Origin of the sequence: Amycolatopsis dendrobii, assembly GCF_014145675.1 — a bacterium.
Lineage (GTDB): Bacteria > Actinomycetota > Actinomycetes > Mycobacteriales > Pseudonocardiaceae > Amycolatopsis > Amycolatopsis dendrobii.
The window spans coordinates 614,171-638,816 of the sequence record NZ_JACGZW010000002.1; the positions used below are offsets into that span (position 1 = coordinate 614,171).

At 69.1% G+C, this 24,646-nt stretch carries 26 protein-coding genes; 14 read left to right on the forward strand and 12 right to left on the reverse strand.

What is annotated here, in order from left to right:
- Nucleotides 1-34 precede the first annotated feature (34 nt).
- From H4281_RS06970 to rsgA, 4 genes are all read right to left on the reverse strand, one after another.
- Complete coding sequence (locus H4281_RS06970; RefSeq protein ID WP_182890007.1) at nucleotides 35-832, reverse strand: SCO4651 family lipoprotein; 798 nt, start codon at nucleotides 830-832, stop codon at nucleotides 35-37.
- A 152-nt stretch (nucleotides 833-984) separates the two neighbouring features.
- Nucleotides 985-1,881: an SCO4651 family lipoprotein gene (locus tag H4281_RS06975; RefSeq protein ID WP_182890008.1), complete on the reverse strand. Its 897-nt coding sequence runs from the start codon at nucleotides 1,879-1,881 to the stop codon at nucleotides 985-987.
- Nucleotides 1,882-2,163: 282 nt separating this feature from the next.
- Complete coding sequence (locus tag H4281_RS06980) at nucleotides 2,164-2,955, reverse strand: SCO4651 family lipoprotein (RefSeq protein WP_182890009.1); 792 nt, start codon at nucleotides 2,953-2,955, stop codon at nucleotides 2,164-2,166.
- Nucleotides 2,956-3,027: 72 nt separating this feature from the next.
- The gene (gene rsgA / locus H4281_RS06985) at nucleotides 3,028-4,098 is read right to left on the reverse strand and encodes a ribosome small subunit-dependent GTPase A (protein ID WP_370648127.1); all 1,071 of its coding nucleotides are present in this window, start codon (nucleotides 4,096-4,098) and stop codon (nucleotides 3,028-3,030) included.
- A 63-nt stretch (nucleotides 4,099-4,161) separates the two neighbouring features.
- Here rsgA and H4281_RS06990 point away from each other — a divergent pair, with 63 nt between their 5' ends.
- The 3 genes from H4281_RS06990 (at nucleotide 4,162) to H4281_RS07000 (ending at nucleotide 6,321) form a co-directional block, all read left to right on the forward strand.
- A complete protein-coding gene (locus H4281_RS06990) occupies nucleotides 4,162-4,917 on the forward strand; it encodes an SOS response-associated peptidase (protein ID WP_182890010.1) in 756 nt (251 codons plus the stop codon).
- Nucleotides 4,914-5,522: an alpha/beta hydrolase family protein gene (locus tag H4281_RS06995; RefSeq protein ID WP_182890011.1), complete on the forward strand. Its 609-nt coding sequence runs from the start codon at nucleotides 4,914-4,916 to the stop codon at nucleotides 5,520-5,522. Before H4281_RS06990 ends, H4281_RS06995 begins: the two co-directional genes overlap by 4 nt.
- A gap of 118 nt (nucleotides 5,523-5,640) precedes the next feature.
- A complete protein-coding gene (locus H4281_RS07000; RefSeq protein ID WP_182890012.1) occupies nucleotides 5,641-6,321 on the forward strand; it encodes a response regulator transcription factor in 681 nt (226 codons plus the stop codon).
- On the opposite strand, the gene H4281_RS07005 is transcribed toward H4281_RS07000, so the two are convergent.
- On the reverse strand, nucleotides 6,300-7,466 hold the full coding sequence (locus H4281_RS07005; protein WP_182890013.1) for an alpha/beta hydrolase: 1,167 nt from the start codon (nucleotides 7,464-7,466) through the stop codon (nucleotides 6,300-6,302). The two genes, H4281_RS07000 and H4281_RS07005, sit on opposite strands and share 22 nt — an antisense overlap.
- 143 nt (nucleotides 7,467-7,609) lie before the next feature.
- On the opposite strand from H4281_RS07005, the gene H4281_RS07010 reads away from it, so the two are divergent.
- Together H4281_RS07010 and H4281_RS07015 are read left to right on the forward strand one after the other, a co-directional pair.
- Nucleotides 7,610-9,574 carry a sensor histidine kinase gene (locus H4281_RS07010; protein ID WP_182890014.1) on the forward strand — a complete coding sequence of 655 codons (1,965 nt, stop codon included), beginning with the start codon at nucleotides 7,610-7,612 and terminating at the stop codon, nucleotides 9,572-9,574.
- On the forward strand, nucleotides 9,571-10,266 hold the full coding sequence (locus H4281_RS07015; protein ID WP_182890015.1) for a class I SAM-dependent methyltransferase: 696 nt from the start codon (nucleotides 9,571-9,573) through the stop codon (nucleotides 10,264-10,266). Before H4281_RS07010 ends, H4281_RS07015 begins: the two co-directional genes overlap by 4 nt.
- On the opposite strand, the gene ybaK is transcribed toward H4281_RS07015, so the two are convergent.
- Nucleotides 10,263-10,742 carry a Cys-tRNA(Pro) deacylase gene (ybaK, locus tag H4281_RS07020; RefSeq protein ID WP_037816530.1) on the reverse strand — a complete coding sequence of 160 codons (480 nt, stop codon included), beginning with the start codon at nucleotides 10,740-10,742 and terminating at the stop codon, nucleotides 10,263-10,265. The genes H4281_RS07015 and ybaK overlap by 4 nt on opposite strands.
- A 189-nt stretch (nucleotides 10,743-10,931) precedes the next feature.
- Between ybaK and H4281_RS07025 the strand changes: the two genes are divergently transcribed.
- Together H4281_RS07025 and rsrA are read left to right on the forward strand one after the other, a co-directional pair.
- Entirely contained in the window at nucleotides 10,932-11,558 is a 627-nt protein-coding gene (locus H4281_RS07025; protein ID WP_037355674.1) for a sigma-70 family RNA polymerase sigma factor, read from the forward strand.
- Nucleotides 11,555-11,878: a mycothiol system anti-sigma-R factor gene (gene rsrA, locus H4281_RS07030; protein ID WP_067576056.1), complete on the forward strand. Its 324-nt coding sequence runs from the start codon at nucleotides 11,555-11,557 to the stop codon at nucleotides 11,876-11,878. Before H4281_RS07025 ends, rsrA begins: the two co-directional genes overlap by 4 nt.
- A 65-nt stretch (nucleotides 11,879-11,943) precedes the next feature.
- Here rsrA and H4281_RS46775 read toward each other — a convergent pair whose 3' ends face one another.
- A complete protein-coding gene (locus tag H4281_RS46775) occupies nucleotides 11,944-12,018 on the reverse strand; it encodes a 50S ribosomal protein bL37 (RefSeq protein ID WP_098515123.1) in 75 nt (24 codons plus the stop codon).
- A 193-nt stretch (nucleotides 12,019-12,211) separates the two neighbouring features.
- On the opposite strand from H4281_RS46775, the gene H4281_RS07035 reads away from it, so the two are divergent.
- Together H4281_RS07035 and H4281_RS07040 are read left to right on the forward strand one after the other, a co-directional pair.
- A complete protein-coding gene (locus H4281_RS07035) occupies nucleotides 12,212-13,732 on the forward strand; it encodes a sensor histidine kinase (protein ID WP_182890016.1) in 1,521 nt (506 codons plus the stop codon).
- A 44-nt stretch (nucleotides 13,733-13,776) separates the two neighbouring features.
- Nucleotides 13,777-14,736, forward strand: coding sequence for a GNAT family N-acetyltransferase (locus H4281_RS07040; protein ID WP_182890017.1), 960 nt, complete (start codon nucleotides 13,777-13,779; stop codon nucleotides 14,734-14,736).
- A gap of 265 nt (nucleotides 14,737-15,001) precedes the next feature.
- Here H4281_RS07040 and H4281_RS07045 read toward each other — a convergent pair whose 3' ends face one another.
- Entirely contained in the window at nucleotides 15,002-15,256 is a 255-nt protein-coding gene (locus H4281_RS07045) for a WhiB family transcriptional regulator (protein ID WP_009082948.1), read from the reverse strand.
- A gap of 271 nt (nucleotides 15,257-15,527) precedes the next feature.
- A complete protein-coding gene (locus tag H4281_RS07050) occupies nucleotides 15,528-16,454 on the reverse strand; it encodes a diacylglycerol/lipid kinase family protein (protein WP_182890018.1) in 927 nt (308 codons plus the stop codon).
- A gap of 357 nt (nucleotides 16,455-16,811) precedes the next feature.
- On the opposite strand from H4281_RS07050, the gene H4281_RS07055 reads away from it, so the two are divergent.
- Both H4281_RS07055 and H4281_RS07060 read left to right on the forward strand, forming a co-directional pair.
- Nucleotides 16,812-17,294, forward strand: a complete 483-nt coding sequence (locus H4281_RS07055) for a hypothetical protein (protein ID WP_182890019.1) — start codon at nucleotides 16,812-16,814, stop codon at nucleotides 17,292-17,294.
- Nucleotides 17,295-17,414: 120 nt separating this feature from the next.
- Entirely contained in the window at nucleotides 17,415-18,998 is a 1,584-nt protein-coding gene (locus H4281_RS07060; protein ID WP_182890020.1) for an alpha/beta hydrolase, read from the forward strand.
- A 48-nt stretch (nucleotides 18,999-19,046) separates the two neighbouring features.
- Here the strand turns inward: H4281_RS07060 and H4281_RS07065 are convergent, their stop codons facing one another.
- Nucleotides 19,047-19,529 carry a GNAT family N-acetyltransferase gene (locus tag H4281_RS07065; protein WP_182890021.1) on the reverse strand — a complete coding sequence of 161 codons (483 nt, stop codon included), beginning with the start codon at nucleotides 19,527-19,529 and terminating at the stop codon, nucleotides 19,047-19,049.
- A 1-nt stretch (nucleotide 19,530) separates the two neighbouring features.
- Nucleotides 19,531-20,121 (reverse strand): acid phosphatase, encoded by a 591-nt coding sequence (locus H4281_RS07070; RefSeq protein ID WP_182890022.1) that lies wholly within the window; start codon nucleotides 20,119-20,121, stop codon nucleotides 19,531-19,533.
- 86 nt (nucleotides 20,122-20,207) lie between these two features.
- Between H4281_RS07070 and H4281_RS07075 the strand changes: the two genes are divergently transcribed.
- A complete protein-coding gene (locus H4281_RS07075) occupies nucleotides 20,208-20,684 on the forward strand; it encodes a hotdog fold domain-containing protein (protein WP_182890263.1) in 477 nt (158 codons plus the stop codon).
- A 124-nt stretch (nucleotides 20,685-20,808) separates the two neighbouring features.
- Entirely contained in the window at nucleotides 20,809-22,431 is a 1,623-nt protein-coding gene (locus tag H4281_RS07080) for a GMC oxidoreductase (RefSeq protein ID WP_182890023.1), read from the forward strand.
- On the opposite strand, the gene H4281_RS07085 is transcribed toward H4281_RS07080, so the two are convergent.
- Nucleotides 22,428-23,036, reverse strand: a complete 609-nt coding sequence (locus H4281_RS07085) for a dTDP-4-dehydrorhamnose 3,5-epimerase family protein (protein WP_182890024.1) — start codon at nucleotides 23,034-23,036, stop codon at nucleotides 22,428-22,430. The two genes, H4281_RS07080 and H4281_RS07085, sit on opposite strands and share 4 nt — an antisense overlap.
- Nucleotides 23,037-23,407: 371 nt before the next feature.
- Between H4281_RS07085 and H4281_RS07090 the strand changes: the two genes are divergently transcribed.
- Nucleotides 23,408-24,589 carry an NAD(P)-dependent malic enzyme gene (locus H4281_RS07090; RefSeq protein WP_182890025.1) on the forward strand — a complete coding sequence of 394 codons (1,182 nt, stop codon included), beginning with the start codon at nucleotides 23,408-23,410 and terminating at the stop codon, nucleotides 24,587-24,589.
- Nucleotides 24,590-24,646: the final 57 nt, after the last annotated feature.

Consider the following 24,646-nt stretch of genomic DNA (forward strand, 5'->3'; position numbering starts at 1 on the left):
GATCCTCCACGGCATGGCCAAGCCGCGGGTGCGGTCAGCCGCCGGTGAGGACGCCGATCTCCGCCGGGGCAGGGGCGTTGACGGTGACCGGGGAGTTCCAGTCCGTGTAGCGCGCCTTGACCGTGGCGACGCCGGTCTGGCCGGTGGCCTGCATGACCGGCGTCAGGTCCAGGACCAGCTGCATCGGCCGGTGCTGCTGATCCAGCCAGAGGTCGAACGGCACCGTCTTGCCGCGGTCGCCGAGCCGGGTCAGTGCTTCGGCCGGGAGGCCGCCGGGCAGCTGGGAGCCGAGTTTCGCCAGGTCGACGGTCAGGTGATAGTGCTCGGCCGAGGCTCCGTCGAGGGTGGTTTCCTCGCTGGACGCCACGGTTCCCGCCGTGCGGACCTGCGCCAGGGTGCGCGCCGGGTCGTTCTGCTCGGCCAGTTGGGCCAGGCTGCCGCCCAGCACCTGCGAGAGCGGGTCGGTGCCGTCCGGGGACACCTTCACCCACGCTTTGTGGTCGCTGACCTGGTCACGCGCGCTTTCCGGGACCTTCGCGTACAGCGTCTTGTCCACCAGGCGCAGCTCGAGCGGCTCGCCGACGTAGTCCGTCGTCATCGACAGCGACGTCCCGGCGGGGTCGAATTTCGCCTGGCCCTGCCCGTGGGACACGAGGGTGCCGGTGGTGACGTCAGCGGTGAACTTCGCGGTGTGCCCGGCCAAAGTCGCGGCCGAGGCGGCGTCCGCGAGCGCACGGGCGTCGGTGAAGCGCTGCGGTTCCGGGGCGCTGGAACAACCCGCCGAGACGATCGCCAGCAGCGCGGCGACACCCGCCACGGCCGTCCTGCGCATCCGAAAACCCTCTCTGACCGGCCGTAAAGTGCCTCAAGCCAAGCACAACGGGCGGGTCCGCCCCGTTCGGGGGAACGTGTGCTACCGGCAGTAGCGCACAAAAAACGGGCCCCGAGCCGGAGCGGCTCGGGGCCCGCGAAAAGCGGCGGGGATCAGCGCCCCATCTTCTTCATCAGCTCGCCGAAGTCGGTGACCTGGTCGGCGGGCGGCGCGGTCACGTCGACCGGCTTGCCCCAGTCGCTGTACTTGACGTCGATCTTGCCGCCTGCCGCGGCCGCCGCCGGCGAACCGGTCGAGGCGCCGAGCTGCTTCATCATCTCCGTCTGGTCCATGGTGATCTGCACCGGGAGCTGGTCCTTGTCGATCCAGATTTCGGCCGGGATCTGGATGCTCTTGCCGTCGAGCATCTTCTTCATCTGGGTCTTCACTTCTTCGGGCATGCCCTTGGCGTAGGTCTCCATGGACTTGCTGACATCCAGCTCGACCTTGTAGTGGTTGACCTTCTCGCCGTTCAGGTCGACCTGATCGGCCGAGACGATCCGGCCCGCCTTCGAGACCTGGTCGAGGATCTGGGTCGGGTCGCTCTGCTGGGTCGACTGCGACATCATCTTGCTGAACGACTGCGACATCGGGTCGGTGGCGTCCGGCGAGATCTTCAGCCACGGCTTGTCGCTGCCGAACTGCTTGGACTGCGAGGCGGGGACCTTCATGTAGAGGGTCTTGTCCACGTAGCGCATTTCGGTGGGGCCCTGCGGGCTGTCCATCGTCATGGTCATGGACGAGTTCTCGCCGTCGAAGCGCATCGAGCCTTCGGCCTTCTGGCCCATCATTTCCATCGTCATCTTCGCCGACTTGGCCTTCTCCGTGCCCTGCTTGGCCGCGTCGGCCAGCTTCAGCGCGTCGCTGAACGGCGACGCCAGGCCGGACCCGCCGTCCTTGGACTGCCCGGCCGGGGACGCGGTGCCGTTCTCGGCGCTCGAGCCGCAGCCCGTCAGCACCAGCGCCAGCGCCGCACCGGCGGCGACAGCGAACGTCGTGGTCTTGCGCATGGTTCTCCCCCTAGGAAGGAATCGGTCTTTCACCTGCGTTGTCGCCGGCCGGCCTTGGGGCCGCGTCCTTGCGGTCCGGCGCGCGGGCCACTGGCGGGGTGACTCCGCGAGGTTGCTTCTGTGACGCCGTCCGGCGGGAAAAGGTTCCCTCCGTCGGAGAGGTTTCTTCCGGTTTGCCAATCCGGCCAAAGCAGGCCGCCCCCCCCCGCGCGGCCGGTAACCGTTGCTGCGAAGCCAGTAGGCCGTGACTGTGGTCGGATTGGCAATGACCGGCACCGTATCTTATCCGCCCATGTCGTCCACCAGATCCGCAGCCGGTGCCGCGACGTCGACCGGAGTGCCCCAGCGGCGGTACTGGACGGTCAGCACGGAGCCGGTCTCGTCGGGGTCGAACCGGGCCATCGGCCGCTGGTCCAGGACGACCTTGACCGGTCGCTGGTAATCGTCCAGCCACAGGTCCAGCGGGATCCGGACCCCCTTTCCGGCCAAGCGCGTCCGGATCCGGTACTGCGATTCGTCGGCGATGAAGCCGATCAGATGGTTCGAGACACGCTCGAAATCCAGCTGCACGCGGTAGTGCGTGAGCTTGCGGCCGTCGAGTTCGATCTGCTCGGACCCGGTCAGTTCGCCGGCTTGGACGAGTTGGTCGACGGTGCGCAGCGGGTCGGTCTGTTCGGCGGTTTGCTTCGCAAGCGTCCAGAACGCTTTGGAGTACATGTCGGCGGCGAGCGGGAAGAACCGGATCCACCGGCGAGCGGAATCGGACTGTGCGCTGGGCGGCTTGAAGAACAGCGTCTCCCCGGTCATGCGTACTTCGCTGTCGTTGGAGAGGCGCAGGTCGACGGCGGTGTGCGGGCCGTTGTAGAGAAGGCCGACCTCGACGTCGGCCGATCCTTTGCCGCTCTTCGAGGACATGATCAGCCGCACCGTGCCGGTCTTTCCGAGGCTCTGGCGGACAGCCGCGGCGAGCGACCCGAGATCGGTGAACGGGCTCGCCGCCGATGACGCGGGCGCGCCGCACCCAGCCAGCGCGAGCGCGGCGCAAACGGCCGCGGCACCAACGCGGAGCCGCATTCAGTTCCCCCTGGACTTCGATGCTGTCGCACTCCGTATCGCCAGCCGCGGCCAGGGGTTACGCCGTTCAGGTCACGATTCGGTGCGGATGTCCCCGCCGCCGCCCGAGCGCGACACCAGGAGCCTGCGCAGCGACGCGAGCCGCTCGGCTCCGGCGTTTCCGTCGGCGACCACGTCGTCCAGCGCGCAGTCCGGGTCCTCGGGCGGGCCGAGGTGGCCGCAATTGGGCGGGCATTCCTCGGCGGCCTCGGCGAACTCCTCGAAGGCGTTGACGATGTCGTCCGCGGTCACGTGCGCGAGCCCGAACGATCGGACGCCGGGGGTGTCGACCACCCAGCCGCCGTCCGCCAGCGGCAGCGCCACCGCGGCGACCGAGGTGTGCCGTCCTTTGCCGACCGAGCTGACGTCGCCGGTCGCGAGTTCGGCGGCGGGCACCAGGCGGTTGACTAATGTCGACTTGCCGACTCCGGAGTGCCCGACGAGGGCAGTGATCCGGCCGGCGAGGCGTTCGCGCAGGCCCTCGGGTTCCTCGTCGTGCCGGGTGACGATGGCCGGGACGTCGAGGCCCGCGTATCCGGCGAGCAGCGAATCCGGGCTGGCGAGGTCGGCTTTCGTCAGGCACAGCACGGGTTCCAGGCCGCCGGCGTAGCACGCGACGAGGCAGCGGTCGATGAATCCGGGCCGGGGAAGGGGGTCGGCGAGCGAGGTGACGATCAGCAGTTGCGCGGCGTTGGCGACGACCACGCGTTCGTACGGGTCGGTGTCGTCGGCGGTGCGGCGCAGCACGCTGGCGCGCTCGTCGACGCGGACGATCCTGGCGAGGGTGTCCGGCCGGCCGGACACGTCGCCGACCAGCGCGACCATATCCCCGACGACCACTGAAACACGGCCCATTTCGCGGGCGCGCATGGCCATCACGACGCGATCCGGATCGGCGTCGACCGCGCACGTCCAGCGGCCGCGGTCCTTGCCGATCACCATCGCGGTGACCGCGTCGGCGTGCTCGGGCCTGCGCTTGCTGCGTGGCCTGGTGCCCTTGCCGGGACGCACCCGCACGTCGGATTCGTCCAGCCGCCTCCAGTCGCCTCGCCCCAAGCCGCCCACGTCCTCCCGGTCGCCCTTTGCCTGGTCGAATGATCCCATGCCAGTCGCGCCGGGCCCGGTTTGCGTGCGACGATGGCCGCGAGGCACCCCGAGGAGGTTGGCATGTGCGGCCGTTACGCCGCGACGAAAGACCCGGCGAAGCTGGTCGAGGAGTTCGCCGCGGTCGACCTGACCGAGGGCCGGGCGCGAGTGGACCACAACGTCGCGCCGACCAAGAACGTCGTGACCGTGGTGCAGCGGCATCCCCGCGACGCCGACGGGCTCGTGCTGGAAGACGAGCCGGCGGAGCGCTCGCTGCGGATCATGCGGTGGGGCCTGGTTCCGTTCTGGGCCAAGGATCCTTCGGCCGGGTCGCGGATGATCAACACCCGTGCGGAAACCGCGAAGGAGAAGCCCGCGTTCAAACGTGCGCTGGCGTCGCGGCGCTGCCTGGTTCCCGCCGACGGCTGGTTCGAGTGGCGGCGCACCGGCAAGGAGAAGGAGCCGTTCTACATGACGGATCCCTCCGGGAAATCGCTCGCCTTCGGCGGAATCTGGGAAAGCTGGCGGCCGAAGGACGACAAGGACGCCGAACCGCTGATCACCTTCTCGATCCTGACGACGGACGCCGCGGGGCAGCTCACCGACGTCCACCACCGGATGCCGCTGATCGTGCCGCACGAGAACTGGGCGGGCTGGCTCGACCCGGACCGGTCCGAAGTGGACGAACTGATGGCGCCGACGTCGCCCGCGGTCGTGGAATCGCTGGAGCTGCGGCCGGTGTCGAGCCTGGTGAACAACGTCCGCAACAACGGCCCGGAACTGTTGCGGCGCACGGAAACCGAACAGCCCGTCGATTCGCTGTTCGACCTGCCATGACCACGCTGGAGATCGACACCGAACACGGGCTCGCGCGAGCCGAACTGCATTGCGCGCCCGACGGCGACGCGGTGCTGCTGCTCGGCCACGGCGCGGGCGGCGGCATCGGGGCGAAGGATCTCGTCGCGGTAGCCCAGGCGGCGAAGGCGGCCGGGATGCATGTGGCGCTGGTGGAACAGCCCTATCGGGTGGCCGGCCGCCGGGCCCCGGCTCCGGCCAAGCAACTGGACACGGCGTGGCTGACGGTGGCGGACGAGATCTCCGCCCGGTTCGACGATCTGCCGCTGGTGTTCGGCGGTCGTTCTTCCGGTGCGCGGGTGGCCTGCCGGACGGCTTCGGCCGGGCAGGCGGTCGCGGTGCTGTGCCTGGCTTTTCCGGAACATCCGCCGGGGAAGCCGGAGAAGTCGCGGCAGGCGGAGCTGGACGCGGTCGAGGTGCCCGCGCTGGTGATCCAGGGGGAGCGGGACCCGTTCGGGCGGCCTTCGGCGGCTCCGCACCACGAGATCGTCGTGGTGGCGGGGGACCACACGCTGGCCAGCGATCTGGACGCGGTGGCGCGGGCTGCCGCGGAGTGGCTGGGACGGGTTGTCCGGCCGCATCTGTGACGCTGGCTGTGGATAGTTCGGCGCGGCAAAACCGCAGGTCAGTGCTCCTTGAGTTGAGTTATCCACAGGTTCGCGAGCCTGTGGGCAACTGCCGCCGGGCAGATTCGGAGACCGCCTCATGACCGATCAGCTGCGCGTCGTGCTCGCCGAGGATCACTACCTGGTCCGGGAAGGCACCCGGAAGCTTCTCGAGGACTCTGGCCGCGTCACGGTCCTCGCCACGGTCGGCACCGGCGAGGACCTGCTCGCCGCCGTGGAACGCGAACGTCCGGACGCGGTCGTCACGGACATCCGGATGCCGCCCGGCCAGCACCTCGAAGGCATCACCGCCGCGCACGCCGTCCGAGCCGGGCATCCCGGGATCGGGGTCGTGGTGCTGTCCCAGCACGCCAGCGAGCAGTACGCGTTCGCGCTGTTCCAGCACGGCACCTCCGGGCTGGCTTATCTGCTCAAGGAACGGATCGGCGACGTCGACGAACTCGTCCGTGCTCTCGGCGAAGTCGCCGCGGGCGGGTCGGTGGTCGATCCGCGCGTTGTGGAAGTCCTCGTGGACAGCCGGGCGCGTGGCACCGCTTCGCCGCTGGCCCGGCTGACTCCCCGCGAGCTCGACGTGCTGCGGCTCATGGCCGAGGGGCGGAACAACCGGGGCATCGCCGAGTCCTTGGGGCTGGCGGAGTCGACGATCGAGAAGCATGTGAACTCGACTTTCGCGAAGCTCGGTCTGGCAGAGGAGCCCGGCTTGCACCATCGTGTCGCGGCGGTTCTGGCTTATCTTCGTCACGAGACGCGCAGGTGCTGATCGAAGAACGACAGCACGCGATCACGCACCACGGTTTCGGCATCCGCGATGGTTCCGATGAGTTTGTTCCGGTCCGGAGAGCTCATCAGCCCTGCGGCTGCCAGTTGGGGAGCTTCGGTGCCGAAGTCGGTGAGTGCCCAGTGCGCGGCATCGTCGATCTGCGACCAGCGGGTGCAACCGCCCCGGTGGGCGAGCAGCGCGGACCAGGTCCGGGTGATCCGTGCGTCCCGGAATCCGGCTGTGCCCAGCAGCAACACCGCCCGATGCACGCCGTGTGCGGCCACCGGGAGCAGTTCGCCGTCTTGGCCGGGAGAGTCCGGCAGGTAGTCGAGGTACCCGTCCATATCGGCGGCCGCATCGACTCGCCGGTCCTCGTACAACGCCTCGGTCGCCGCCGCACCGCCTGCTCCGTGGCCGTACATCCCGACGCGCCGAAGGTCCAGGGCGCGGCCGAGATCGTGCGGCAGGGTGCGTTTCTCCGCGTCCGGATTCTGGCCCGCGGCAAGGGATTCCAGCGCGTCAAGGGTGAACCGGAGGTCGGCGAAGCGCGTGGTGAGCATCGTGCGGAAGACTGCTGGACTGGTGCGCGGATCGGCAGGCAGTTCCTTGATGGTGCGCATCCGGCCGGGAAGCTCGACTTCGCTTGTCTCGCCTGGGTGATCGACGGTCACCACCACATAGCCGTGGCTGGCCAGGTCTTCGGCGACGCTGGTGCCGAGCGTGCGCGGGTCGCCGAAGCCCGGGCTGTAGAGCACTACTGGCCGCCGGACCGGTTCGGCGGGTGCGCCGGTATACGCGTGCGTCATCGTGGCTGCCCAATCCACCCCTGAGCGCGGCAGCTCTGGATGCAGGTAGGGGACGTCTATTGCTGAGAACAGCCCGGCCGCGGCAGGGGTCATTTGCGGGGCGAGCGGGTAGCCGTGAGTGTCAGCGGCGGGATAGAACACGGTGGTCATCAGTTCTCGAAAGCCCAGTTTGGCGTCCCACGGGTCCGTTCTGGTGCGGTCGACCAGGTGGAGCGCGGTGACTCCGATCTGATGCGGACCGGTCGGTGCTGGCAGATCGAGGACGAGCGATTGTGCGGGCGGGACGGTGCTTCCCGCGAGCAGTGACGCGGTGACGAACGCGAGCAATCCACGAAACATTTCTTCTCCCGCAACGGTTTGGGGTCCGGCCCAGAACTCTCGCGGGTCGCCGCGGCCTAGAACATCCGGCAGGCCTGGCCTCCCGGTGGAGGTTTGCTTCTAGCGGCGGGCCCGGCGACCATGGTGGACACTGGGGAGGGAACATGCGGTGGTTGCTCCGCGGGTCCGCGCTGCTCGGCGCGATCTGTGTGCTCTGGTCGGTGGTCGCGGCGCTGACCGTGCTGGACAGTTCGCTCACGGTGGCGGTCGCGGTCGCTGGGCCGCTGCCGAGCTGGCTGGTCGGGGTTTTCGCGTGGCGGCTTGCGCCCCAGCATCCGGTCGCGCGGCAGGCGCTGGCCACCGGCGTGCTGTTCGCGATGCTGGCGGCAGTCGCGTTCCTCGCCGCGGCGGAGGGCAATGCGTTCGATTTCGTTCAGCTGCCCCGGATGTGGCGAGTGCTGATCGGCGGGATCGCGGCCGTTCTCATCGTGGCGGTGGTGCGGCTGGTGGGGTTGCTGCCGGACGGGCGCTACCGGTTCGTCTACGAGAAGGCGGTGCTGCGTTCGCTGTGGCTGGTGGTGCCGTTCGCGCTGGTGCTCACCTACGCGGGCGGACCGCTTCCGGTGAGCCCGATTCCGGTGGGCCTGTGGCTTCTCGTGCTGGGACCGATTCTGCTGGCCGCAAGGTATTTCCAACTGCCGAGGGCACAACGGCGTCTCCTGCGCTGGCTGCTGGGAATGGCGGTGCTCGTCGGCGCGACGGTGCTGGTGCCGCTGGTCACCGCGAGCAGGCTGGGGCCGGGGCAGCTCACGCCGATCCTCGTCTTGGTGGCGACGATGGCCGTTCCGGTCGCGCTGGCGGTGGCGGCTTTTCGCTACCGGATGCTCGGCGTCGAGGTCCGGCGTTCGACCCGGTACCGGTTGCTCTGGCTGCTCATCGCGTTGTGGTACATCGGCGTGGTGGCCGGGTTGAGCCTCGCCGCGAGCCGTTTCCTCTCGCTCTGGCCCGCGCTGCTGGTCACCGTTGCCGCGACCTTGGCGGTTCTGCCGATCCGGACTCGGCTTTCCCGCGCCGCCGCTCGCCGGGTGTTCGGACGTCGCCCGAGCAGCTACGAACTCCTGGTGCACTTCGGCGGGACGCTGGAGCAGGCATTCGACCTGCCGGCGCTCGCCGATCAGCTGGCCGGCGGGCTGCGCGAGGTCTTGGACCTGAGCTGGGCACGGGTGCGCCTGCGGTCGCCGAAGCCGGTCGTCGCGATCGCGGGCGAGCCAAGTGCGACTGCTCGGCTGGAAGTCGTCCTCCGGCACAGTGGCGACGACCTCGGCGTGCTCGAATGCGGTGCCAAAACCGAGGGCGAGTTCACCGCCGCGGACGAGGAACTGGTCGCCACTCTCGCCCGGCAGAGCGCGCTGGCGGTGCGCAACGCCAGGCTTTCCGCCGAACTCCTGGCCCGGCTGGAGCAGATCGAACGCCAGGCCAGTGAGCTGGAGGCGTCGCGAGCCCGCATCGTGCACGCCCAGAACAGCGAGCGGCGGCGGATCCAGCGACGGCTGCACGACGGCATCCAGCAGGAGCTGATCGTCCTGCTGACCTCGCTTCGGCTTGCCCGCAACCAGCTCCGGCGCGATCCCGGCCAGGTCGATCCGGCACTCGGCGAGGCGCAGGAGGCGCTGTGCCGCGTCGTCGAGGAAGTCCGCGAGGCGGCGCACCACATTCACCCGGCCGAGCTGACCGATCAGGGCTTGGCGACCGCGGTGGAATCCCGTGCGCGCCGGATGCCGGTTCCGGTCGAGGTCGACGCCGATCCGGAGGTGCGGACGACGCGGTTCCCGGTCGACCTTGAGGAAGCCGCTTACTTCATCGTCTCCGAGGCGCTGGCCAACATGCTCAAACACGCCCAGGCCACGCAGGCGACTATCCGGCTTTCGCTCCAGGCAGGGGAGTTGTGCCTCGAAATCCGCGACAACGGCCGGGGCTTCCCTCCGGATTCCCGTCCGGCCGGATTGCACGATCGCGCGGACACGGTCGGCGGCCGGTTGACCATCGTCAGCGGGCCGGACTCGGGCACTACGGTGCGCGCTCGGCTGCCGGTCCGGGAAAGCGCGCCCGTGCCAGGGTGGATCCCATGACTGCCAACGACTACGACACGTTCGGCGAGGCGTACGCGATCGAAACCGAGCACAGTCTCATCAACGCCTACTACACGCGCCCCGCGATTCTCGACCTCGCCGGTGACGTGGCAGGCCGGAAGATCCTCGACGCGGGCTGCGGCGCCGGACCGCTGTCCGCCTCGCTGCGGGACCGCGGCGCGCACGTGAGCGGGTTCGATTTCAGCGCCACCATGGTGGAGCTCGCCCGGAAAAGGCTCGGCGAGGACGCGGACCTCCGGGTCGCCGACATCAGCCAGCCGCTTCCCTACGCCGACCAGCGGTTCGACGACGTCGTCGCGGCTCTGGTGCTGCACTACCTGGAGGACTGGACCGCGCCGCTGGCCGAGCTGCGGCGGATCATCCGGCCCGGCGGACGGCTGATCCTGGCCGTCAACCACCCGCTCCTCTACAAATTCATCCACCCCGAGGGCAACTACTTCGCCGTCGAACAATGGTCCGAGGAGTACACCTTCAACGGGCAAAAGGGCGTGCTCGCGTACTGGCACCGTCCGTTGCACGCGATGACGGACGACTTCGCCAAAGCCGGTTTCCGGATTTCAGTGGTCAGCGAGCCGTATCCGGCCGAGGGCGCGAAGGAGAAGTTCCCCGAGGAAATGCAGGGCAAGGAAGCTTTCCTCTGCTTCCTGTTCTTCGTGCTGGAAGCCGCTTAACCCGCCGCGATCCCGGCCACGACCGCGCCGGTCAGCCGGACCAGTTCGGCCGGGTCCAGCTCCACTTCGAGCCCGCGCCGGCCGCCGGAGCAGAACATCGTCGGGTGGTCCAGCGCCGAGCCGTCCAGGACCACGGGCAGGCGGCTCCGGTGGCCGAGCGGGGAAATTCCGCCGAGCACGTAGCCGGTCGCTCGCTGCGCCGCGGCCGGGTCGGCCATCTTCGCCTTTTTGCCCCCGGCCGCCGCGGCGAGAGCCTTCAGGTCCAGCTGGCCGGTGACCGGCACCACGCCGACGACCAGCTTCCCGTCCACGTCCGCGACCAGCGTTTTGAACACCCGGCCGGGCTCCAGGCCCAGCGCTTCCACCGCCTCCAGGCCGAACGACTCCGCCCGGGGATCGTGGTCGTAGGTGTGCACGGTGTGCGCCACCTTCTGCTTTTGCAGCAGCGCCGTCGCCGGAGTGCCCTTGCCCGCCATGGCGGCGAGTCTACGAAACAGCTCGGGAATGCCTGGTCGGCACACTCTGTTGAAGAGAGCGTGACCACCACGCTCGCCACCCCCCGCCCCGCAAGGAGCCGTCCCGGGACCGGCTTTCCGAATCCCCGCGTAAACTCGGTGCTGCCGTATGCGCAGACGCGCATCGACGCCGAACGGGAAGGGAACGGTTTGCCGAGCACCCCCAACTCCGCGCCGGAGACGGCGGCCGACGAACTGGAGCTCGCCGAGCGCTTCGAGCGCGACGCGATGCCCCTGCTCGACCAGCTATACGCGGCCGCGATGCGGATGACCCGCAACCCGTCCGACGCCGAGGACCTGGTCCAGGAGACCTACCTGAAGGCGTACGCGGCGTTCGCGTCCTTCAAGGCGGGCACGAACCTCAAGGCGTGGATGTACCGCATCCTCACCAACACCTACATCAACGGCTACCGCAAGCGTCAGCGGCAGCCGGTGCAGCAGCCGACGGACGAGATCAGCGACTGGCAGATCGCCCGTGCGGAAAGCCACACCTCGAGCGGCCTTCGCTCGGCCGAGGTCGAGGCGATGGACAACCTCCCGGACACCGACGTCAAGGCCGCTCTGCAGAAGCTGCCCGAGGAGTTCCGGCTCGCGGTCTACCTCGCCGACGTCGAGGGCTTCGCGTACAAGGAGATCGCCGAGATCATGGACACTCCGATCGGCACCGTGATGTCCAGGCTGCACCGCGGCCGCGCCCAGCTGCGCGACCTGCTGGCCGACGTCGCGCGCGAGCGCGGCTTCATCCGGGGGAACCGCGAGGAGGTGGCGAAACGATGAGCTCGGAAGACGTGCCCGCGGAGAAGATGCCCTGCGAGGACGCGCTCGCGGAGATCTACCTGCTGCTGGATCGCGAATGCAGTCCGGAGCGGGACGCGGAACTGCGCAGGCACATCGAGGACTGCCCGCCGTGCCTCGAGGAGTACGGCATCGACGAGCAGATCAAGCACCTGCTCGCCCGCAAGTGCGGCGGCGACCTCGCCCCGGCGGAGCTGAAGAGCAGGCTGCGCGCCTCCATCCGGCAGACCGTCGCCACCCAGGGCGGTGTCACCGTGGAGCGCACCGAGATCACCGTGGAACAGCGCACCACCAGCGACTGACCACCACACGACAACGGCCCCCGTACCGATCCGGTGCGGGGGCCGTGTCACGTCCGGGCGCGGACTCAGGCGTTGGGCTTCTTGCCGTGGTTGGCGCCGTTCTTCTTGCGGTCGCGACGCTTGCGGGCGCGCTTCGACATGTTCTCTCCTCGGGTGTCCGCTGAATGTCCCGGGGCGGGGTTCGACACACCGACCGGGAACGGGTCAACCGTTCCAGTGTGTCATGCGGCCGCCGGGCTCCTCGGCGGCACCCGCGCCTACGCTCTGGTTGGATGAACTCAGGAGGTGCGCAGGCATGAACGAACCCACCGCATTCGAGGGCGGCCGGTAGCCGTGTCGACCCTTTCCGACCTGCTCGCCGAGAACACCGGCCTCCCCGGCGAAGCGGCCGACCACCTGCAGACCGTCGTCGCGGAGTGGCAGTTGCTGGCCGACCTTTCGTTCGCCGACTTCCTGCTGTGGGTCCCGGTGTCCGCCGAGCACCAGCCCGACGGCGGCGATTTCGTGTGCGTCGCGCACGCCCGGCCGACCACCGCGCCCACCGCGCATCCCGAGGACGTCGTCGGCACCCGGTTCACCGTGGACGAGCACCCGCAGCTGGCCAAGGCCATGCGCGAGGTCAAGATCTGCCGCGAGGAAGACCCGCATTGGTACCGCGACCTGCCGATGCGCCGCGAAGCGGTGCCGGTGAGCTTCGGCGGCGAGGTGATCGCCGTGCTGAGCCGCGAGACCAACCTCGCCGCGCCGCGCGTGCCGAGCCCGCTGGAGATCGCGTACCTCGGCAGCGCGGGCGACCTGTGCCAGATGATCGTGGACGGCACCTTCCCGCCCGCCGGCGGCAACCAGACCGACACGCACACCAGCCCGCGCGTCGGCGACGGTCTCGTCCGGCTCGACCAGGCCGGCACCGTCGTGTTCGCCAGCCCCAACGGCCTGTCCGCCTACCACCGGATGGGGCACGAATCCGACCTCGTCGGGCAGCGGCTGGCCCCGCTCACCCGGTCGCTGATCCGCGACCCGTTCGACGCCACCGAGGTGTCGCATCGGATCATCGAGGCCCTCGACGGCAAGCCGTCCACGCGCACCGAGGCCGACTCGAAGCGCGGCGCGGTCGTGCTGTTCCGTGCGCTGCCGCTGCGTCCGGCCGGACAGCCCGCGGGCGCGTTGGTGCTGGTCCGCGACGTCACCGAGGTCAAGCGCCGCGACCGCGCGCTGATGTCGAAGGACGCCACGATCCGCGAGATTCACCACCGGGTGAAGAACAACCTGCAGACCGTGGCCGCGCTGCTGCGGCTGCAATCGCGGCGCACCACGAGCGAGGAGGCCCGGCTCGCGCTGGGCGAATCGGTGCGCCGGGTGTCGTCGATCGCGATGGTGCACGAGGCGCTGTCGATCTCCGTCGACGAGCGCGTGGACCTGGACAAGCTGCTCGACAACGTGCTCCCGATGGTCGGCGAGGTCGCCACGGCGGAATCGCAGGTCGGGCTCACCCGCAAGGGCTCGTTCGGCGTGGTCGTGGCCGAGATCGCGACGCCGCTGGTGATGGTGCTCGCCGAACTCGTGCAGAACGCGATCGAGCACGCGTTCCCGCAGGGACGGCCGGGCAAGGTCGAGCTGATCGTGGAGCGGTCGGCGCGCTGGCTGGACATCCTGATCCGGGACAACGGCCGGGGCCTGCCGTCCGGGTTCTCGCTGGAACGCAGCGACGGGCTCGGCCTGCAGATCGTGCGAACCCTGGTGGAGTCGGAGCTGCGCGGGTCGCTCTCGCTGCGTCAGGTCCGGACCGACGAGGCGGGCAATCGCGTACCGGGTACCGAGGCGGCACTGCGGATTCCGTTGTCCCGGCGGCTCTAGAAAATCCGGCGACAGCCTGTTCGCGCCGGATTACTGTCCGGCGTATGCCTGCCCTTGTGTGGCGGCCGCTCACGAAAGCGGACGCCCAGTCCTCGGCCGATCTGCTCAACGCCATCGAAACGGCCGACCGGATCGGCGAGAACTACACCGCCGCCGACACTCTCCAAGAACTGAACGACCCGTTCTCCGATCTCGAACGCGCGAGCCTCGCCGCGTTCGACGGCGACCGCATGGTCGGCTACGTGAAGACCCGGTACAAGCAGAACCCCGACGAGGTCCACCGGGTTTTCCTCGACGGCGGTGTCCATCCGGACTATCGCCGCCAGGGGATCGGCGCCAGGCTGGTGGAAGCCGGGATCGCCGGGGCGAAGACGGTGCACGAACTGCACCACCCGACGCTGAAGCTCGCCATCGACATCCACAAGGCCGAGCACATCGCCGGGACGAAAGAACTCTTTGCCGCGCAAGGATTTTCGCCCGCCCGTTACTTCCAGCGCATGGAACATCCACTCGGGACAGTCGGCGAAGCGGCGATCCCGGCCGGATTCCAGGTGCGGCAGTGGACACGGGACATCGACGAGGAGTTCCGGCTCGTCCGCAACGAGTCCTTTCAGGACCACTGGGCCGCACCGCCGCTGGACTCGTCCGCGTGGCAGAACAAGTTCACCAACCACAATGTTCAGCCCGAGATCAGTTTCCTGCTGCGGGACAAGGCAACCGGCACTCCGGCGAGTCTCGTGCTGACGCTGTCCTGGGCCGCCGACACCGAGGTGACCGGCGTTCGCGACGCGCACTTCATGGTGATCGGCACCATTCCCGGCTACCGGAAACGCGGCCTTGCCAGCGCGGTCATCGCCCACGCGCTGCGGGCCGCCGCCGAGCACGGATACGACCAAGCCAGCCTCGTCGTCGATTCGGCGAGCGCGTCCGGTGCTCCCCGAGTCTTCGAGCGTGCCGGGTTCACCGCGAAGATGCGGTACGTGCGCTGGGCACGGGAAGGCTGAGGAGTCCACATCGGACCCCAGACGCGTTGAAGGGCCGGTACCAGTGAAGCTTGGCGGTACCGGCCCGTTCAACGTTCCGCGGGAGGACTGGGATAGTCCTTGGCGAGGCGGTACCCGGATGCGGGGTGGCCGACCTCGGTTGTTACGCTCGAACCGGGTATGTGTCGCCATGTGCGGCACGGGCACGCGAATGCCCGCCGGGCGAAAGTCCGGTCCGAAGTGGTGGTGCTTGCGATTCTGGGTGCTGCAGCTGAGTCGAAAAGACTCAGGCGGTGGTACGCGTGCCGATGTGCGTACGGCGGCGCTTGAGCGCGCGTCGCTCGTCTTCGCTCATTCCGCCCCAGACGCCTGCGTCCTGGCCGCTGGCCAGAGCCCAGGCCAGGCAGTCGGAAGCCGCGGGGCAGCGGTGGCACACGGCCTTCGCCTCGGAGACCTGCAACAGAGCCGGACCGCTGGTTCCCACCGGGAAGAACAGCTCGGGGTCCTCGTCTCGGCAGGCCGCGTCGTGGCGCCAGTCCATGTTCGTGAGCTCCTTCACAGTGACGCGGGAGGGCCGCGCCACAGTAGTGGCGGTCGTGTTTTTGGGTGCTTGTGAATGCTTTCACGAAGCACCGCGTTCGACAAGGGTTTCGACAAGATCGGTGAGTCAGCTCACCCGGCCGAGCTATGCCTCTGACCTGCGGTTTCGTTCTGAAAAGCTCCGCTCGCCGGAAGGCCGGTGCGGTGAACGGAGGGTTTGCGTCGCCGAGCGGCAGAACGCACTTTGCCGCGGGCGATCAGCGGTCACTCGGCTATCCGACTACGGTGAGTGCATCCGGGACGCTCTGGAACTCGACCCGGGTGCGTTGCCCGACGAGGTCCCCGTCGACCTGGAAGTTGACCGGTTCAGCTGCGTCGATGCGGATCAGCGGCACATCGTCGCGGCGGAGCAGACGGCGGCCGTGCTGATCGCTCTCCGTGAGCAGAGCTTGCCGTACATGCGTGAACACGGTGGGCAATCGCAGACCGTTCAACGCGAACAAGCCCAATCCGGTCTCGAACGAGCAGCCGGAGTTGAGGTGGACCGGACGTTCCCCGAGGTAAGTCCACGGATCGGTGTTCGACACGAACGCGGTCACCGCCTCGGCCGGTTCCTCGCCCGGGATCCGGACGGTCAGCGTCGGCCGACCGAGCGGAGGACGGAAGTAGGAGCGCACCGCGGCACGCAGATAGAGGCTGGCGCTGGTTTGCTTGCCGCGTCGTTTCGCGACGCGGCCGACGACGTCGGCGTCCCAGCCGAGGCCCGCGTTGAAGGTGAACCAGTGCCCGTCGGCCAGTCCGAGGCCGATCCGCCGGGTCCGTTCGGTTTCCAGCGCGGTGAGCAGTTGGTGGGTCGCCTCGACCGGATCGGCGGGAAGGCCGGCCGCGCGGGCGAAGACGTTGGCCGAGCCGCCCGGCACGACGCCGAGCATCGGCACGGACCCGGAGCGTCCGGGAGCGCCCGCGGAATCGGCGAGGAGACCGTTGACGACCTCGTTGACCGTGCCGTCGCCGCCGTGCGCCACGACCAGGTCGAAACCGTCGCGAGCCGCCGAACGGGCCACCGCGAGCGCGTGCCCGCGGTAATCGGTTTCGACGACGTCGAGCTTCACCTGGCTGGCCAGCGCGTGCGCCAGCACGTCCCGGCCACCCGCGGTGGTCGAGGTGGCCTGGGGGTTCACGACGAGGATGGCGCGCACTACCGCAGGGTAAGTGCTTTTCGCCCGGCAGACGTACCTCCAGCGCCACATGGTGACGCGAAGCTCAGCCGCTTGCGCGCGCCGTCCCGGCTCGGTGACCTGTGGCGACCCTGTGGCGGGCGGTCCTCCTCTGCAGACGGCGAAAACTCCGCGCGTCGTGACAAGTGCACCCGGGCCGACCGCCCGCTCATCGACGACTACCCCGATTTTCTCCGCGGCCGCCGCCCCGGAAAACGGCCGACCGGGTGGCATACGATCAGTAGTGCTCACGCACGGTGACTCGCGCTGGTCGGGTGGCTGTGCCCCGGCAAAGCTCCTCCGCAAGGTTCCCGCACAGCAGCTGAAAGGGCCGCGCCCGTGTCGCATCCCGAGAACCCGCCGCCCACCCCGTTCGAGGTCCGCCTCGCCGGCGTCCTGACCGGACTGCCCGGCCTCGGCCTGCTGGTCTTCGGCGTGGTGCTGCTGGTGCACGGGCTGCGGAACCCGCCGATCCCGGGCAACAACGTGTGGGCCGAGTTCGGCACCTACGCGGTACTGGCGCTGATCTTCCTCGCCGCCTCCGTCGGGCTGCTGCTCGGCCAGACGTGGGCACGCTCGCCCGGCGTCGTCGTGGCGCTGCTGCTGATCGGGGTCGGCTGGTACCTGCTCGGGCCGTCCGGGCAGCCGCTGTGGGGCGTGCCGATCGGGTTGTGCGGGCTGGCGGCGCTGGTGCTGCTGTTCCGCCGCCCGTCGCGGGCGTGGGCGCTCGGAATGCACGACGACGAGACCGAGGAAGAGGCGGCCGAACGCGGCGGTCTCGCGGGACGGCGTGCCGAGCGGGAGCGGCGCGAACAGGATTGAGCGACAGTGACGTCACGTCATAGCGGACAGGTGACGCGGCGGCACTGGTAGCGGCACCCCTCAGCCGATGGAATCGGGACTGCGCAACCGAATTCACCCGAATTCCGAAGAGGGGAACCCATGAGGAGACTGCGTCTCGTCGTGACCACCACCGCAGTGGTGTGCGGGCTGCTTGCCGGGGCACTGCCGGCAGCCGCGGGCACCGCCACGATCCCGGCCCGCTACACCGGGCAGACGCTGGACTGGCACGCCTGCGCGCCGGGCGAGCTGGCCGACCTGCCACCAGGCGCCGATATCTCGGGGCTCGAATGCGCCGCCTACCGCACGCCCCGGGACTGGGACCGTCCGGACGACGGGCAGTACCTCACCATCGCGATCAGCAGGCTCAAGTCGACCGGCGCCACGACGGCGTCGGTGCTCACCAACCCGGGCGGACCCGGCGCCGCGGGCCGCTGGTTCCCGGTGCTGCTGCGGGGTCAGAAGAAACTGCGCGAGCACCAGGAAATCATCGGCATCGACACCCGCGGCACCGGCCGCAGCGCCACCGTCACCTGCGGGGGCGCGTCCAGCACCGGAGCCGATCTCGACCCGCGCGACCGCGATCCGCGCAATCTGAACCAGATCGTCGACGCGGTCCAGTACGTGGCGACCGCCTGCCACCAGGCCGCGGGCGAGCTGGGAGAGCTGGTCAGCACCTTCCAGAACGTCCGGGACCTGGACCTGCTGCGCACCCTGCTCGGCCGCGAGCGGATCAACTGGATCGGGTACTCGGCGGGCACCTGGCTCGGCGCGCACTACGCCCAGCAGTTCCCGCGGCACACCGGCCGGTTCGTGCTGGATTCCTCGACCCAGTTCACCGGCAGCTGGCAGCAGTCGTTCGACTTCCAGCCAGCGGGTTACGAACGCCGCTGGCGGCAGGATTTCCTGCCGTGGCTGGCTCGCTACGACGCGAAGTTCCACTTCGGCGCCAGTGGCGAAGCGGCCCGGCAGACCTATGAGAGCGTCCGCTACGCGCTGACTCGCGAGCCGGTCGAGGTGAACGGCACGAAGCTCGGGGCGGTGGCGCTGGACTCCTTCCTCGTCGGCGCGCTCAAGGCGAAGAGCCAGTTCCCGACGATCGCCTCCGTGCTGGTCCGGGTCAAAACGCTGACCGACGCGCGGTCTTCGGCGGAGGTCAAGGACAACGCTCGCGCGGCGCTCGGCAAGACGTTGGCGGAGGCGAAGAAGGCCGGTCCGATGGGCGTAGCGGCCCAGGCCGGTGCGGATGACGCGATGGTGTCCACGTTGATCACCACCCTGTGCAATGACGGGCCGTGGAAGGGCGATCGGCGATCGCTGATCCGCCGGTCGCAGGAATACCTCGACCGGGGCGTGACCCTGCACAGTTCGTTGTGGATGGGGCTGCAGGTCTGCGCGTTCTGGCCGGGCCAGCCGCGGCCGATGCCGGTGCTGAACGGCAAAGGCGTGCCGCCGGTGGTGATCGTCCAGTCCGAGCACGACCCGGCCACGCCGATCGAGGGTGCGCGGCGGGCCCACGCGGCGTTCCAGAACTCGCGGATGCTGACCGTCACCGGGGAAGGCGACCACGGCATCTACGGGATCGGCGGGAACCAGGCGGTGGACAAGGTCGTCGACGACTATCTGGTGGACGGGATCGTGCCGCGGGACCAGAGCCTGCCGGGGCTGCCGTTGCCGACGCCGTAAAGCTCGTGAGTGCTGATCGCGGTTCTAACCGCGATCAGCACTCACGACTCATGCCTCCTTGGCCAGCACCTTCAACGGCTCGTCGGTCAGCCGATACACCGACCACTCGTCCTGCGGCAATGCGCCGAGCGCCCGGTAGAACCCGACCGCCGGGTTCCAGTTCAGCACCGACCACTCCAGCCGGTGGTAGCCCTTGTCGACGCACTCCGCGGCCAGCGTCGCCAGCAACACCTTGCCGAGCCCCGAACCGCGCTGTTCCTCGCGTACGTAGAGGTCTTCCAGATAGATCCCGTGCGTGCCGCGCCAGGTGGAGAAGTTCAAGAACCACAAGGTGAATCCGGCGATTTCACCGTCCGCTTCGGCCACGTGGCCGAACAGCGCCGGAGCCTCGCCGAACAGCGCGCCGTGCAGCTGCTCGGAGGTGAGATGGCATTCCTGCGGCGCGCGTTCGTACTCGGCCAGTGCGTAGACGAGTTCCACGACGGTGTCGACGTCTTCCGGCCGGATCCGCCGTACGCGGGGGTCGGTCACTTCATCCCTCCAAGGCGGGCAGCAGGTTCAGGTGCTCGATCTGCGGTTCGCCGCGCTCGTCGCCGAGCACCGCGAGACCGGCCGGGTCCAGTCCGAAGTGGACACCCGCGGTGCCGGGAAGGCCGAGCCAGCGCGCGACGAGCACACGGCTGAAGTGCCCGTGTCCGACGAGGACGACGTCGCCGTTCTCGATCTCGCGCCGGGCGCGGTCGAGCACCTTGTCCGCGCGGGCCTGCACGTCGTCGGCGCTTTCGCCGCCGGGGACGGGGTGGGTCCAGACCGTCCAGTCCGGAACCGTCTCGCGGATCGCCGGCGTGGTGACGCCTTCGTAGTCGCCGTAGTCCCATTCGGCCAGGTCGTCGGTGACCTCGTCCACGCGCAGGCCGGCGAGTTCCGCGGTGCGCAGCGCGCGGCCGCGGGGGCTGGAGAGCACCAGCCCGGGTCCGCCGAGCAAGGTCCGCAGGGTGCCGCCCGCCGCGCGCGCCTGTTCCTCGCCCGCCGGGGTCAGCGGGATGTCGGTGCGCCCGGTGTGCTTGCCGTTCGACGACCATTCGGTCTGGCCGTGCCGGAGAAGAAAGAGCCGATGTGCCACGCGGCCGAATATAGCCGGGGCGGGTTTGCCCGGCAGGTTCGTCGTGTGCGAGGCTACTGGTGAGTAACTTCACCTGGGAGGTGCCGATGGGTACGCCGTCGACGTACGGGCTGTGGCGCAAGCTGGCCGCCAAACCGGGCGGCAAGCAGCTGTTTTCCGCCGCGATGTGCCTGCGCGTGCCCTACTTCGGCACCGTGCTGCCGACCATCCGGGAGATCCGGCCCGGGCACTGTTCGGTGACCGCGCCGAAGTGGTGGGGTGTGCACAACCACATCCGGACCTTCCACGCGATCGCCGCCTGCAATCTCGCCGAGATCGCGATGGGCATGCTGGCCGAGGCCACTGTTCCGGCTACGCACCGGTGGCTGCCCAAGGGCATGGAAGTGAGTTACGTCGCGAAGGCCGGAACGGGGCTGCGCGCGATCGCCGAATTGCCGGAGCTTCCCGAGTTCGGTCCCGAGGGATTCGATCTTCCGGTTCCGGTGCGGATCGTGGACTCGCGCGGGACCGAGGTGGTCACCGCGACGATCACGGTGTGGGTCACGCCCCGGAAAGCCGCCTGACCGGCGAAACCTGTACTTCCCGTTACCCCGGCCGAGTGAAACTTAACACCGTTTACTGGGCAAATGCGAATAGCGTTCGTTTTAGCCTTGCCAGGGTGCTCCGCGCCACGTCAGCATGCCGGGCATGGCCTCCCTCAACCGTCGCCGATTTCTCGGCCTCGCCGCGCTGAACTCCGCCGCGGCCCTCGGACTGACCAGCATTTCGGCGACGACCGCGCGTGCCGCGACCGTTGCGCCGCTGCCGGAGTATTCGCCCGCTGTGGTTATCGGCACCGGCTACGGCGCGGCGGTCACCGCGTTGCGGCTCGGCGAGGCGGGCGTGCCCACGGTGATGCTCGAAATGGGCCAGCTGTGGAACGAACCGGGTCCGGACGGCAAGGTCTTCTGCGACATGCTGAAGCCGGACCGGCGGTCGATGTGGTTCAAGAAGCGCACGGAAGCGCCGCTCGCGTCGTTCCTGTGGCTGGACGTCGCGAACCACGACATCGATCCGTACGCCGGGGTGCTTGACCGGGTGAACTACGGCGGGATGTCGGTGTACGTCGGACGCGGCGTCGGCGGCGGATCGCTGGTGAACGGCGCGATGGCGGTGCAGCCGAAGCGTTCGTACTTCGAGGAAATCCTGCCGCGGGTGAACGCAGACGAGATGTATGGCAAGTACTACCCGCGCGCCAACGCGGGCCTTGGCGTGAACCACATCGACGAGGCCTGGTTCGAGACCTGCAAGTCGTATCAGTTCGCGCGCGTTTCCCGGAAAGCCGCGCAGAAAACCGGGCTGAAGACGACGTTCGTGCCGAGCGTCTACGACTTCGACTACCTGAAGAAGGAAGAGGCGGGCACGGTCGAACGCTCGGCGCTCGCGTCCGAGGTCATCTACGGCAACAACCACGGCAAACGCTCGCTGGACAAGACGTATCTCGCCGCCGCGCTCGGCACCGGGCACGTGACGATCCAGACGCTGCACGAGGTCCGCGAGATCATTCAGCAGCAGGACGGCACGTACACGCTCGTGGTGCGCGAGTCCGACGCGCTCGGAAATGTGCTGTCCACCAAGCACTTGTCCACGAAGTACCTGTTCCTCGGCGCGGGCAGCCTCGGCTCGACCGAACTGCTGGTGCGCGCCCGCGACACCGGACGGCTGCCGCGGCTGTCCGAGGCTGTCGGACAGGGCTGGGGCACCAACGGCAACGTGATGCTCGGCCGCGCCAACCACGTGTGGGACACGACCGGCAGCCTCGAAGCGGGAATGCCCGCGCTCGGCATCGACGACTGGGACAACCCGACGCATCCGGTGTTCGCCGAGATCGCGCCGGTGCCCGCCGGGCTCGAGACGTGGGCGAGCCTGTACCTGGCGATCACCAAGAATCCCGAACGCGGCCACTTCACCTACGACGCCGCGAGCGATTCGGCGAAACTGCAGTGGTCGCCGGATCAGGGGCAGCCGTCGATCGACGCGGCGAAATCGCTGTTCGACCGGATCAACAAGGCGAACTCCACGATCTACCGCTACGACCTCTTCGGCGACACGCGGGCGTTCGAGAACCGCTTCACCTACCACCCGCTCGGCGGATTGGTGCTCGGCGAGGCGACCGACGACTACGGGCGCGTCAAGGGGTACCGGAACCTGTACGTCATGGACGGTTCGCTGATTCCGGGCAGCACCGGCGTGAACCCGTTCGTGACGATCACCGCGCTGGCCGAGCGCAATATCGAACGGGTCATCGCCGAGGACGGCGTACGCGCCTAGCGGTGCGCTGACCGCAGCTTTTCGTAGTACGCCACACAATCGGCGTAGGACGGCAGCAGGCCCTGGTCGAGCGCTTCGGCCAGGGTCGGCGCTGCTTTGTCCTTTTCGGACACAATCGGCGGCAGTCCGGCGGGCCAGGGCAGGCCGAGCGCCGGGTCGAGCGGGCTGATGCCGTGCTCGCGCGCCGGTGCGTACGGCTCCGAGCAGAGGTACGACATCACGGTGTCGTCTTCCAGTGCGATGAAGGCGTGCCCGATTCCTTCGGCCACGTACACCGCGTGGAACTCGGCCGCGTCGAGCCGCACCGAATCCCATTCGCCGAACGTCGGCGAGCCGACGCGCAGGTCCACCACCACGTCCAGCAGCGAGCCGATCGGGCAGTAGACGTATTTCGCCTGTCCGGGCGGGGTGTCGGCGAAGTGCACGCCGCGGATCGAGCCCGCGCGGGAAACGCTGTGGTTCGTCTGTGCGACGCGCAGCGGATGCCCGGCCGCGCGGACGATCGCTTCCTCCTGGAACGGTGCGACGAACAGTCCGCGTTCGTCGGGGAAGACACGCGGGACGAACTCGAAAGCGCCGGAGACCTTGAGCGGGCGGAAGTCCATGCCCGCCACCCTATCGAGTGCGTTTTCCGGACCCGGAACGGAACTGCTTCCGAAACCGGACGGACGTCTTGGGAATCGCGAATCTGTGACATGAGCCGCACCGAGGGGTCGGGGCCGGCCGGGGGCCTGTCATGATTGACGGACCGCAGCGTCGGCGGCCATCGCCACACCCCACGGATCGGATGGCCGTGCAGACGCCTCGCCGACAGGCCGGCGCTACCGCGCTGGGCTGCCGTCCGGAGGACGAGTTCCCACACGCGACGGGCGTGTTCGCCCGTCGACCAGGTGGTCCCCCGCTCGCAGTCCCAGGAGTACGTTCGATGACCCAGACCCATCCGCCCGCTTCCGTCATTCCCACGACAGGAACCCCGATGACCGACCAGGCCAGCACCGTCGCGGCCGTGACCGACGCCGAGATCTTCACCGGGCACGAGGGCGGCAAGCTCTCCGTGGCGGCGACCCGGCCGATCTCCGACCCGCGCGACCTCTCGATCGCCTACACGCCCGGCGTGGCGAAGGTGAGCCGCGCGATCGCCGAGGACGCGGCCAAGGCGAAGCGGTACACCTGGGCGGACCGGCTCGTGGCAGTGGTCAGCGACGGCACCGCGGTGCTCGGCCTCGGGGACATCGGCGCGAGCGCGTCGCTGCCGGTCATGGAGGGGAAATCGGTCCTCTTCAAGACCTTCGGCGGGCTGGACTCGATCCCGCTGGTGCTCGACACCACCGACGTCGACGAGATCGTCGAGACCCTGGTGCGGCTGCGCCCGTCGTTCGGCGCGGTCAACCTCGAGGACATTTCCGCGCCGCGCTGCTTCGAGCTGGAGGACAAGCTCAAGGAGGCGCTGGACTGCCCGGTCATGCACGACGACCAGCACGGCACCGCGATCGTCACTCTCGCCGCTCTGCGCGGGGCGAACCTGGTGCTCGACCGCGACATCGCCGGCGAGCGGGTCGTGGTCTCCGGGGCGGGCGCGGCTGGGGTGGCCTGCGCGAAGATCCTGCTCGCGGCCGGGGTCGCGGACGTGACGGTGCTCGACTCGCGCGGCATCGTGCACGCCGGGCGCGACGACCTGAACCCGATCAAGCGGCAGCTGGTGGAGACCACGAACAAGGCAGGGCTCACCGGCGGTCTCGCCGAGGCGCTGCGCGGGGCGGACGTCTTCCTCGGACTGTCCGGGGCGACGATCGACCCGTCGTTGCTGTCGACGATGGCGGACGATTCGATCGTGTTCGCGCTGTCCAATCCGGACCCGGAGGTGCACCCGGCGGTCGCCGCACAGCACGCCGCGATCGTCGCGACCGGCCGGAGCGACTTCCCGAACCAGATCAACAACGTGCTGGCGTTCCCCGGCGTGTTCCGCGGTGCCCTGGACGCTGGGGCGCGGGCGATCACGGAGAACATGAAGCTGGCCGCCGCGGACGCGATCGTGGCGGTGGCTTCGGACGATCTCGGCCGGGACCGGATCGTGCCCAGCCCGCTGGACCCGCGGGTCGCGCCCGAGGTGGCGGCCGCGGTCGCCAAGGCGGCTGAGCAGGACGGCGTGACTGGCTGATCGCTCTCTGGGAAGGGCTCTCCGGCTTTGGTTGCCGGGGAGCCCTTCTTTGTGCGC

Excerpts from the sequence above, each read along its gene's own strand:
- H4281_RS06975 (WP_182890008.1), bottom strand. The coding sequence starts at position 1,881 with ATGCGCAAGACCACGACGTTCGCTGTCGCCGCCGGTGCGGCGCTGGCG.
- rsrA (WP_067576056.1), top strand. The coding sequence starts at position 11,555 with ATGAGCTCGGAAGACGTGCCCGCGGAGAAGATGCCCTGCGAGGACGCG.
- H4281_RS07015 (WP_182890015.1), top strand. The coding sequence starts at position 9,571 with ATGACTGCCAACGACTACGACACGTTCGGCGAGGCGTACGCGATCGAA.
- H4281_RS06970 (WP_182890007.1), bottom strand. The coding sequence starts at position 832 with ATGCGCAGGACGGCCGTGGCGGGTGTCGCCGCGCTGCTGGCGATCGTC.
- H4281_RS07010 (WP_182890014.1), top strand. The coding sequence starts at position 7,610 with ATGCGGTGGTTGCTCCGCGGGTCCGCGCTGCTCGGCGCGATCTGTGTG.
- H4281_RS07005 (WP_182890013.1), bottom strand. The coding sequence starts at position 7,466 with ATGTTTCGTGGATTGCTCGCGTTCGTCACCGCGTCACTGCTCGCGGGA.
- H4281_RS07085 (WP_182890024.1), bottom strand. The coding sequence starts at position 23,036 with ATGGACTTCCGCCCGCTCAAGGTCTCCGGCGCTTTCGAGTTCGTCCCG.
- H4281_RS07040 (WP_182890017.1), top strand. The coding sequence starts at position 13,777 with ATGCCTGCCCTTGTGTGGCGGCCGCTCACGAAAGCGGACGCCCAGTCC.
- H4281_RS07090 (WP_182890025.1), top strand. The coding sequence starts at position 23,408 with ATGACCGACCAGGCCAGCACCGTCGCGGCCGTGACCGACGCCGAGATC.
- H4281_RS06995 (WP_182890011.1), top strand. The coding sequence starts at position 4,914 with ATGACCACGCTGGAGATCGACACCGAACACGGGCTCGCGCGAGCCGAA.
- ybaK (WP_037816530.1), bottom strand. The coding sequence starts at position 10,742 with ATGGCGGGCAAGGGCACTCCGGCGACGGCGCTGCTGCAAAAGCAGAAG.
- H4281_RS07060 (WP_182890020.1), top strand. The coding sequence starts at position 17,415 with ATGAGGAGACTGCGTCTCGTCGTGACCACCACCGCAGTGGTGTGCGGG.
- rsgA (WP_370648127.1), bottom strand. The coding sequence starts at position 4,098 with ATGGGATCATTCGACCAGGCAAAGGGCGACCGGGAGGACGTGGGCGGC.
- H4281_RS07080 (WP_182890023.1), top strand. The coding sequence starts at position 20,809 with ATGGCCTCCCTCAACCGTCGCCGATTTCTCGGCCTCGCCGCGCTGAAC.
- H4281_RS07000 (WP_182890012.1), top strand. The coding sequence starts at position 5,641 with ATGACCGATCAGCTGCGCGTCGTGCTCGCCGAGGATCACTACCTGGTC.
- H4281_RS07075 (WP_182890263.1), top strand. The coding sequence starts at position 20,208 with ATGGGTACGCCGTCGACGTACGGGCTGTGGCGCAAGCTGGCCGCCAAA.
- H4281_RS06980 (WP_182890009.1), bottom strand. The coding sequence starts at position 2,955 with ATGCGGCTCCGCGTTGGTGCCGCGGCCGTTTGCGCCGCGCTCGCGCTG.
- H4281_RS06990 (WP_182890010.1), top strand. The coding sequence starts at position 4,162 with ATGTGCGGCCGTTACGCCGCGACGAAAGACCCGGCGAAGCTGGTCGAG.
- H4281_RS07045 (WP_009082948.1), bottom strand. The coding sequence starts at position 15,256 with ATGGACTGGCGCCACGACGCGGCCTGCCGAGACGAGGACCCCGAGCTG.